We start from the raw sequence: 8,431 nt of genomic DNA on the forward strand, positions 1-8,431 counted from the left end.
GTCGACGATGCCGCCCCACTGGCGCAGCATCTTCAACCGGCTGATCATCGGGAAGGTTTCCACAAGCGCGCGCAGGGTTTCCTCGATGTGGTGGAACGACCCGCGCTGAGTGTAGTTGTTGAAGCCGTCGGTACCGCCGCCGATCACCATTTCGCCCTTGTCGGATTGCGACATGTAGCCATGCACGGTGTTGGCCATCACGACCACATCCATGCAGGGCTTGATCGGTTCGGAAACGAGGGCCTGCAGTGCCACCGCCTCGATCGGCAGGCGGAAGCCGGCCATTTCGGCCAGTTGCCCGGAATGGCCCGCGACGACCATGCCGAGCTTTTTCGTGCCGATAAAGCCCTTGGTGGTATCCACCCCGGTCACGACGCCGTTTTCGGACCTGACGGCCTTTACTTCGCAATTCTGGATGATGTGCATGCCCATGGCCGAACAGGCCCGCGCATAGCCCCAAGCCACCGCATCATGCCGCCCGGTGCCGCCGCGCGCCTGCCAGAGCGCGCCGAGGACGGGGTAGCGCGGGCCGTCGATGTTGAGGATCGGGCAAAGTTCCTTGACCCGCTGGGGCGAGATGAATTCGGTGGCCACGCCTTGCAGCGCATTGGCGTGCTGGGTGCGCAGGTAGCCGCGCACCTCGTGGTGGGTCTGGGCCAGCATCATCACGCCGCGCGGCGAAAACATCACGTTGTAGTTCAGATCCTGGCTCATCGTCTCGTACAGCGAGCGGGCCTTTTCGTAGATCGCGGCGGAAGGGTCCTGTAGATAGTTGGACCGGATGATCGTGGTGTTGCGCCCGGTGTTGCCCCCGCCAAGCCAGCCTTTTTCGATGATCGCCACATTGGTGATGCCGAAATTCTTGCCAAGGTAATAGGCGGTGGCCAGCCCGTGGCCGCCCGCCCCCACGATGATCACATCATAGGCCGGTTTCGGTTCGGGCGAGGCCCAGGCGCGTTCCCAGCCCATGTGATGCCGCAGCGCCTCGCGGGCGATGGCAAAGACCGAATAATGCTTCATCAGGGCCTCTTGCGTTGGGCCGGCAAAGTCTGCGCCGACCGACACCTTCTCTTGGCGTGATTGAGGGATATAACCGCACCCGGCAGCGGCGCAATTGGGAAAAATGCGACATTGGCCAAGCTGTCGCAGATTGATCGCCGGTTTGGCGTTCGCAAGGTGGCCTGCGCCGATTTGGCCCTTTTTCACCGACGCCTGAACGACTACATGCTGAACGCACGGGGCGGCAGGATCGGAGTGGTGATGCAGGACTGGGGCTTTTGGGCGGCGGCGCTGGGATTGCTGGGCGCGGTGGCAGCGATCTTGCTGGCCGCGATGCGCCGCGACCGGGCGCTGGTTGCCCCCGCAGCCCTGGACATGCAGGTCTACAAGGATCAGCTGGCCGAGGTGGAGCGCGACCTTTCGCGCGGCATCATCGCGGCTGACGAGGCCGATCGCGTGCGCGTGGAGGTCAGCCGGCGGTTGCTTGAGGCGGACCGGACGGCTGTTTCTGCGGGGGGGACGGTTGCGGGCAAGGTTTCGGGTCTTGGGCCAGCGGCGGTGATGGTGGCGTTGCTGGCAAGTGCGGTGGCGGGGTATTGGTATCTTGGCGCGCCGGGGTATCCGGACCTGCCGCTTGAGCGCAGGTTGTCGCTGTCTGACGACTGGATGAAGGCGCGCCCGTCGCAGGCGGTGGCCGTGGCCGCAACGCCGAAGGTACCTGCGCCAACCGACGTGACACCGGAGTTTCTGGCGCTGATGGACAAGCTGCGCACTGCTGTCGCGGACCGGCCGACCGATGTGGTCGGGCTGGAGCTGCTGTCGCGCAACGAGGCCGCCTTGGGCAATTACCCTGCGGCCGAAGCGGCGCAGCGTCAGCTTATTGCGGTGAAGGGCGAGGCGGCAACCGCCGCCGACCATGCTGCATTGGCCGAGATTCTGATCACTTCGGCGGGGGGCTTTGTGTCGGCTGACGCGGAGGCGGAGTTGACGGCGGCGTTGGTGCGCGACCCGGCCAATGGATCGGCGCGGTTCTATTCGGGTCTATTGTTCCAGCAAGCGGGCCGGTTTGACCGCACCTTCGCGCTGTGGCAGCCGTTGCTGGAGGAAGGGCCGCCGGATGCGCCATGGATCGCCGCGATCCGGGCACAGATCGAGGACATGGCCTATCTGGCAGGGGTCAACTACGAGCTGCCCCCCGTGGCCGGGCCGGGGGCGGATGACATTGCTGCCGCCGAAGACATGTCGCCCGAAGACCGCAACGCGATGATCGCGGGAATGGTGGCGCAACTGTCCGACCGGCTGGCCACCGACGGCGGGTCGGTCGACGATTGGGGCAAGCTGATCCGGTCGCTGGTGGTGCTGGAGCGTAACGACGAGGCGCAAACCATCTACAACGAGGCCAAGACGCGCTTTGCCGGCCGCGACAGCGAGTTGTCGTTCCTGCGGCTGGCCGCCGTGGAGACGGGTTTGCAGCCATGATCTTTGAGGTGTTCGCAGAGTTTGCCGATGCGCTGCCCGCCAACCGGGCCATCGCCGGGCTGGATCTGGGCGACAAGACGATTGGCGTCGCGATGTCGGACCTGCGCCGGTCTGTCGCCTCGCCGATCGAGGTGATCCGGCGCGAGAAATTCACCCTGGATGCCGCCCGCCTGCTGGCCCTGCTGGCCGAGCGCCATGCCTTTGGCATTCTGCTGGGACTGCCGCTGAACATGGACGGATCGGAAGGGCCGCGCGTGCAGACAACCCGCGCCTTTGCCCGCAATCTGACCCGGCTGACCGACCTGCCGATCGGCTATTGGGACGAGCGGTTGTCGACAGTTGCGGCAGAAAGGGCACTGCTGGAGGCGGATACGTCGCGGAAACGTCGGAAAGAGGTGATCGATCAGGTCGCAGCAGGCTATATCTTGCAAGGTGCGCTGGACCGTCTGGCGCATATCGGCAGAACCGAAGGGCAAAACGGGTGAAAGACGAGATCTGGATGCGGGACGAAGTCCAGTCACCTTGTGTGAAGCTCTGCGCGGTTCATCCCGAGGAGCGGATCTGCGTCGGTTGCTACCGCACCATCGAAGAGATTTCCACCTGGTCACGGCTGACGCATGAAGCGCGGGCGAAGATCATCGAAGATCTGCCCACCCGCGCACCCAGCCTTGCCAAACGGCGCGGCGGCCGGATGGGGCGGCTGGACCGCTGAGCCTCAGGCGTCTTGCACCCACGCGGCAATGCTGGACATCTGCGGACGGAAATAGGCGATCATCCGGCCCTCTGGCGGGGCCGCAGCACCGTCTTTCCAAGGTGCCACGCCATGCAGCGTCAGACGGTGGATCAGGCTCGCCTCACCCGGAACGACGGGAAGTTCTACCCGGCGGCAAGTATCGAACACGATGCGACGTGCGGCTTGATAGGCGGGCGTCACGTCCACCTCACCCCAGGTTTCAGGGGGATGCGGGGCAAAGACTGTCTGCAACGCGGCGCGCATGACCTCGTGGCTGCCCTCCCAGACCACCAATGGCGAGGCCCCTGCCCCGGCGTGGTTCAGCGGCAAGCCAAGCACCCAGGCATGCGGTTCCTTCACCATACGCAGTTGATCAGGGCCGATGGCCAGAACGCCATCCAGATGGGCAGCATCGCGTCGCTGGCGATAGGCAAAGGCGGCGGGCGTCTCAGAAGGTGATGGCTGCGGATAGCCGGGGCGGATGACCGAGATCTGACAGGGGTGCAGCGACAGCGGCGCAAGCGGCAGTGCGGCCCAGGGAAAATCCACGCCAGACACCGCGCCGGAAGCATCGTTTGGCAGCGCGTCCACGCCGACAAACCAGGTGCCACCACAGCGCCACGGATCGGTGCTTGCCGACACCTGCGTGCGGGCCAACGCATGTGCCGCCTGCGCCCAGGCCGCAATCCGGGGATCAGGGCCGATGATGGCCCAGCCTTCCCCTTGGGCGCGCGGCATTACCAACCCATGACCTTGCGCAGCATGTTCAGCGCCACCAGCGTCAAAAACACCGCAAAGACGCGTTTCAGCGGCTTTGGGTTCATCGCATGCGCCGCCCGCACGCCCAAAGGCGTGGTCGCCAGCGTGGTGCCGATCACCACCAGAAAGGCCGGAATGCTGATCGCGCCAATCGTCCATGGCGGCGCATTGGTGACGGGCACAAACAGGAACCCGATCACCGCAGGCACCGCGATCAACACGCCAAAGCCGGATGCCGTTGCCACTGCCCGGTGGATGGGCATCGCGAACAGCGTCATCAACGGCACCCCGAACGTCCCGCCACCGATCCCCATCAGGGCGGAAAAGAACCCAACGGCGCTGGCCAGAACGCCGCTGACCGGCTGATCGGGCATGCGCTGTCCCAGACGCCAATCGTCACGACCGGCCGCAAGCCAAAGGCCCGCAATCCCCGCCAGCGCACCGAACACCGCCTGCAGGGCCAGCGACGACACCTGCGCCGCGACCAGCACGCCCAGCGCCGACGAGATCACCAGAAACGGCCCCCAGGTTTTCAAAACCAGCCAATCGACCGCGCCCTTTTTCTGGTGCGAAGACACCGACCGGATCGAGGTGACGACAATGGTGGCCAGCGAGGTGCCGACGCAGATCTGCATCAGACTGTCCCCGCCGTAGCCAAGGGCACCGAAGGCATAGAAGAAAGCAGGCACCAGAACGATACCGCCACCAACCCCCAGAAGGCCGCCGACAAACCCCGCTAGAGAACCGATCACCACCAGAAGGGCCATGATCATAAGGAGGGTTGAGAGGTCTGGCATCATCACTCCTGTAGCGGGCATTCGGCGCGGGTCGGGGCTTTTTGTCCGCGCGTCGTTCCGACATAGCGCGCGCAGAACACCTGCACCAGTGCCCGCCCCGGATTGGCCCGCCCCGGATTGGCCCGACGGTCAGCTGTACTATCGGGGCTACAGATTGGTGGCCGCTCGAAAAGTGACGGGTCTCCGCGCAGGGTCTGGCACATGCCACGCAAGCGATCTAAAATGCCGGAGTGTTTCTGCCTCTCAGCCAAGCCCGGGTGACGGGCTGCTTTAACCTGTTTTGATTTGAGGATTTCCATGTCTGACCGCCTTTTGCGACCTGCCCTTGTCCTGGGGCTTTTGTCTTCTTTGGGTCCGTTTGCCATCGACATGTATTTGCCTGCGATGCCGATCATTGGGGCCGATCTTGGCACGTCGGTTCAGGCGATGCAGAACACGATTACCGCATATTTCATTGCTTTCGGGCTGGCCCAAATGGTCTATGGCCCCTGGGCAGACCGATCTGGACGAAAGCCGCCGCTGTTTGCGGGGATTGGCGTGTTCATTGTCGGTTCGGTGATCTGCACGTTTGCACCGACAATCGAATGGCTGCTGGTGGGGCGTTTTGTGCAGGGCCTTGGCGGTGCGGCACTGATGGTGGTGCCGCGCGCGATCATTCGGGATCTTTACACCGGGCCCAGCGCCACGCGGCTGATGGCGGCGGTCATGCTGGTGATCTCGATCTCACCAATGCTGGCTCCGTTGGCGGGAACCGGCCTGATGGCGATGTTCGAGTGGCGGTCGATTTTCGCGGCCTTGCTGGTCGCGTCGCTGGCCAGCCTTGCGATCCTGACCCTGTTTCAGCCGGAAACACTACGGCCCGAGGATCGGCAGCCTTTCAACTTTGCGGCCACACGCGCAGCGGCCCTGCGGCTTATCAGGGACCCGTTGTTCATGGGCCTGACCTTCCTTGGCGGTTTCGGGATGGCGAGTTTCTTTGTCTTCATCGCCTCGGCCAGTTTTGTTTATACGCAAGGGTTTGGCCTGTCACCGACCGGGTTTTCAGTGGCCTTTGCGATCAATGCGATCGGGTTTTTCGCGGCTTCGCAGGCCGCTGCGTTTCTTGGCCAGAAATATGGCCCGCCGCGCGTCATTGCGGTTGCAACTGCTGGCTTTGCAGCGCTGACCATTTGCTTGCTGCTGGTCGCGTTGGCGGGCGGGATGAGCCTTGTCTTGTGCATTCTGGGCCTTTTCCTGGCCAATGCCTGTTTAGGACTGGTGATACCGACAACGATGGTGATGGCGCTGGATCACCACGGCGACATCGCGGGTCTGGCGTCATCGCTTGGCGGCACCCTGCAGATGCTGGCCGGCGGGATCATGATCGCGCTTACGGGGCCGTTCTTTGACGGCACAGTGACGCCGATGCTTGCAGCCATCGCCGTTTGCGGGGTCTTGGCCTTTGCATTGTCACGGTTGGTGGCTGATCGTCAGGCGGCGGCTGCCTGAACCTCGCCCAGAGCGAGGTCGATCAGGTCAAGTCCGGCGCCGGGGCGCGACGCACCTTCAGACAGCGCCCGGCGCCAGCTGCGCGCGCCGGGGCGGCCGGCAAACAAGCCGAGCATGTGCCGGGTGATCTGATGCAGGCGGCCACCCGCCGCAAGATGGGCGCCGATGTAGTCGCGCATCGCATCCACCACGGCAAAGGCGTCAGGGGCGAAATCATCGCCCCAAAGGGCATCCGCGCCGATCAGGACGGCGGCCGGATCGTGATAGGCGGTGCGCCCGACCATCACCCCGTCTAGCCCCGCATCCAGCAGGCCGCGCGCCTGCCCCAGCGACGTGATGCCGCCGTTGATGGCAATCCGAAGGTCGGGGAACGCCTGTTTCATCCGCAGCACCAGACCGTAGTCCAGCGGCGGCACTTCGCGGTTTTCCTTCGGCGATAGGCCCTTCAACCAGGCCTTGCGCGCGTGGATGATGACGTGCTTCACCCCTGCCCCGGCGATGGTTTCCAAGAACACCGGCAGCGTCTGTTCGGGGTCTTGATCATCGACCCCGATCCGGCATTTCACGGTCACCGGCACCTGCGCCTCGGCAATCATCGCGCGGACGCAATCGGCGACCAGCGCGGGGCGTTCCATCAGGACCGCGCCAAAACAACCTGATTGCACCCGGTCGGACGGACAACCGACGTTCAGGTTGATCTCGTCATATCCCCAGGGACCGGCGATCCGCACTGCCGAGGCCAGTTCCGCCGGATCGGACCCGCCAAGTTGCAACGCCACCGGATGTTCCGCCGGGCTGAACCCCAGCAACCGATCCTTTGGGCCGTGGATCACGGCGGGGGCAGTCACCATTTCGGTATAGAGCATCGCCCGGCGTGTCATTTGCCGGTGGAAGTACCGGCAGTGACGGTCGGTCCAATCCATCATGGGTGCAATGGAAAGTCTATGTGGTTGATATTTTGTCATTTTTTCAGAAGTCTCAAATCCTTGGTCCGCTCGGTCTGCACATGCGCCGATTCACGGCGCGATCAAGACCGTCGCACGGGCTGCTTGCTTGGTCAGCCCCCCTGCGGTGGGATCATGCGCGCCGCCGGTTCCGTTTAGCCGAGCCATCGTTGAACTGCAACGAAGCGCCAGTCAGTTCCCGCGCACGCCCCGTGCGTTGTGTTGCGTTGCGTGCCGTAGACGATGATCGAAGCTGTGTCATGACTGATCTCCGCGACGGGCCAGCCGGCAACCGCACTGGCAGCGTACAAACTCTTGGCCATTGAGATCCCAGAGTCTTGAACAGGGGTCCAGGGAACGCTTTTCACGGGTTTCATGTCGCATGCGGCCCTGGGGCCGAGTGTTCAGTGACAGGATCCATGGACCTCGAAATTGTGAAGGTTGGTCGTGATTTTTCTGGCAGTCACGCGGCAGCGTCGCCAAACCGAAGGCGAGCGTCAAAGGCCGGCTGCGGGTCAAGAAAATCGCGTGCATGAATGGCCATTTTTTCCGCCTCGGTCGTCACGATGTACGGCGTGACGATGGGCATGCCGCTCATCATCAGGTGCAGTAGAAGGGGCATCTGTTGATTTCCACCCAGAAGTGACCCACTTGGGCGCGTAATTTCCAGTGAGAATTGACCCATGTGACCCTTCCCCCAAGGCAGCGCGCCGCGGGGGGCAATGGAGTGATCAACATGGAACTTTTGAACGTGATTCGGTGTATGTCGCTGCGGCTGAAGCTGCCGATCCGCGAGATTTCGTGACGAACGGGGCTGTCGCGCAATACGGTGAAGAAGCATCTCAAGACGGATACGGTCGAGCCGGAGTTCGCCATTTCGGACCGCCCGAGCAAGCTGGATCCTTTCGCCGAGAAGCTTGCCGGTTGGCTGAAGTCGGAGGGGGCCAAGTCGCGCAAGCAACGGCGAACGCTGAAGCAGTTGCATTCGGAACTGGTGGCACCGGGCTTCACCGGGTCTTACAGCCGGGTTGCAGCCTTTGCCCGAGATTGGCGGGCCGATCGGCAGCGAGAGCAGCAGACGACCGGGCGCGGCACCTTCGTCCCCCTGGCTTTTCGCCCGGGGGAGGCGTTTCAGTTTGATTGGAGCGAGGATTTTGCCCTGCTCGGCGGCGAGCGGACGAAGTTGCAGGTCGCTCACATCAAGCTGTCACACAGCCGGGCCTTTCTGGTCT

At 63.6% G+C, this 8,431-nt stretch carries 9 protein-coding genes and 1 pseudogene; 5 read left to right on the plus strand and 5 right to left on the minus strand.

The window, feature by feature from the left end; translation table 11 throughout:
- On the minus strand, nt 1-1,020 hold a 1,020-nt coding region (locus RMO18_RS18730; RefSeq protein ID WP_309667987.1), incomplete at its 3' end, for a sarcosine oxidase subunit beta family protein.
- A gap of 111 nt (nt 1,021-1,131) precedes the next feature.
- Here RMO18_RS18730 and ccmI point away from each other — a divergent pair.
- The 3 genes from ccmI to RMO18_RS18745 are packed head-to-tail and all read left to right on the plus strand — an operon-like array spanning nt 1,132 to nt 3,190.
- Nucleotides 1,132-2,478, plus strand: coding sequence for a c-type cytochrome biogenesis protein CcmI (ccmI, locus tag RMO18_RS18735; protein WP_309667989.1), 1,347 nt, complete (start codon nt 1,132-1,134; stop codon nt 2,476-2,478).
- On the plus strand, nt 2,475-2,963 hold the full coding sequence (ruvX, locus tag RMO18_RS18740; protein WP_309667990.1) for a Holliday junction resolvase RuvX: 489 nt from the start codon (nt 2,475-2,477) through the stop codon (nt 2,961-2,963). The genes ccmI and ruvX overlap by 4 nt, the downstream gene beginning before the upstream one ends.
- Nucleotides 2,960-3,190, plus strand: a complete 231-nt coding sequence (locus RMO18_RS18745; protein ID WP_309667991.1) for a DUF1289 domain-containing protein — start codon at nt 2,960-2,962, stop codon at nt 3,188-3,190. Before ruvX ends, RMO18_RS18745 begins: the two co-directional genes overlap by 4 nt.
- Before the next feature lie 3 nt (nt 3,191-3,193).
- Here the strand turns inward: RMO18_RS18745 and RMO18_RS18750 are convergent, their stop codons facing one another.
- Nucleotides 3,194-3,949 (minus strand): hypothetical protein, encoded by a 756-nt coding sequence (locus RMO18_RS18750; protein ID WP_309667992.1) that lies wholly within the window; start codon nt 3,947-3,949, stop codon nt 3,194-3,196.
- On the minus strand, nt 3,949-4,767 hold the full coding sequence (locus RMO18_RS18755) for a sulfite exporter TauE/SafE family protein (protein WP_309667994.1): 819 nt from the start codon (nt 4,765-4,767) through the stop codon (nt 3,949-3,951). The genes RMO18_RS18750 and RMO18_RS18755 overlap by 1 nt, the downstream gene beginning before the upstream one ends.
- 297 nt (nt 4,768-5,064) lie before the next feature.
- On the opposite strand from RMO18_RS18755, the gene RMO18_RS18760 reads away from it, so the two are divergent.
- Nucleotides 5,065-6,255 carry a multidrug effflux MFS transporter gene (locus RMO18_RS18760; RefSeq protein ID WP_309667995.1) on the plus strand — a complete coding sequence of 397 codons (1,191 nt, stop codon included), beginning with the start codon at nt 5,065-5,067 and terminating at the stop codon, nt 6,253-6,255.
- Here RMO18_RS18760 and dusA read toward each other — a convergent pair.
- Both dusA and RMO18_RS18770 read right to left on the minus strand, forming a co-directional pair.
- Nucleotides 6,237-7,220, minus strand: a complete 984-nt coding sequence (dusA, locus tag RMO18_RS18765) for a tRNA dihydrouridine(20/20a) synthase DusA (protein WP_309667996.1) — start codon at nt 7,218-7,220, stop codon at nt 6,237-6,239. The genes RMO18_RS18760 and dusA overlap by 19 nt on opposite strands.
- Before the next feature lie 442 nt (nt 7,221-7,662).
- Nucleotides 7,663-7,821 carry a hypothetical protein gene (locus tag RMO18_RS18770; protein ID WP_309667998.1) on the minus strand — a complete coding sequence of 53 codons (159 nt, stop codon included), beginning with the start codon at nt 7,819-7,821 and terminating at the stop codon, nt 7,663-7,665.
- A gap of 114 nt (nt 7,822-7,935) precedes the next feature.
- Here RMO18_RS18770 and RMO18_RS18775 point away from each other — a divergent pair.
- Nucleotides 7,936-8,431: pseudogene (locus RMO18_RS18775) on the plus strand (IS21 family transposase); the annotation flags it as partial.

The sequence above is a fragment of the Tabrizicola sp. genome (assembly GCF_031377265.1).
Lineage (GTDB): Bacteria > Pseudomonadota > Alphaproteobacteria > Rhodobacterales > Rhodobacteraceae > JAUYQR01.

Excerpts from the sequence above, each read along its gene's own strand:
- ruvX (WP_309667990.1), top strand. The coding sequence starts at position 2,475 with ATGATCTTTGAGGTGTTCGCAGAGTTTGCCGATGCGCTGCCCGCCAAC.
- RMO18_RS18750 (WP_309667992.1), bottom strand. The coding sequence starts at position 3,949 with ATGCCGCGCGCCCAAGGGGAAGGCTGGGCCATCATCGGCCCTGATCCC.
- RMO18_RS18755 (WP_309667994.1), bottom strand. The coding sequence starts at position 4,767 with ATGCCAGACCTCTCAACCCTCCTTATGATCATGGCCCTTCTGGTGGTG.
- RMO18_RS18760 (WP_309667995.1), top strand. The coding sequence starts at position 5,065 with ATGTCTGACCGCCTTTTGCGACCTGCCCTTGTCCTGGGGCTTTTGTCT.
- dusA (WP_309667996.1), bottom strand. The coding sequence starts at position 7,220 with ATGACAAAATATCAACCACATAGACTTTCCATTGCACCCATGATGGAT.
- RMO18_RS18770 (WP_309667998.1), bottom strand. The coding sequence starts at position 7,821 with ATGCCCCTTCTACTGCACCTGATGATGAGCGGCATGCCCATCGTCACG.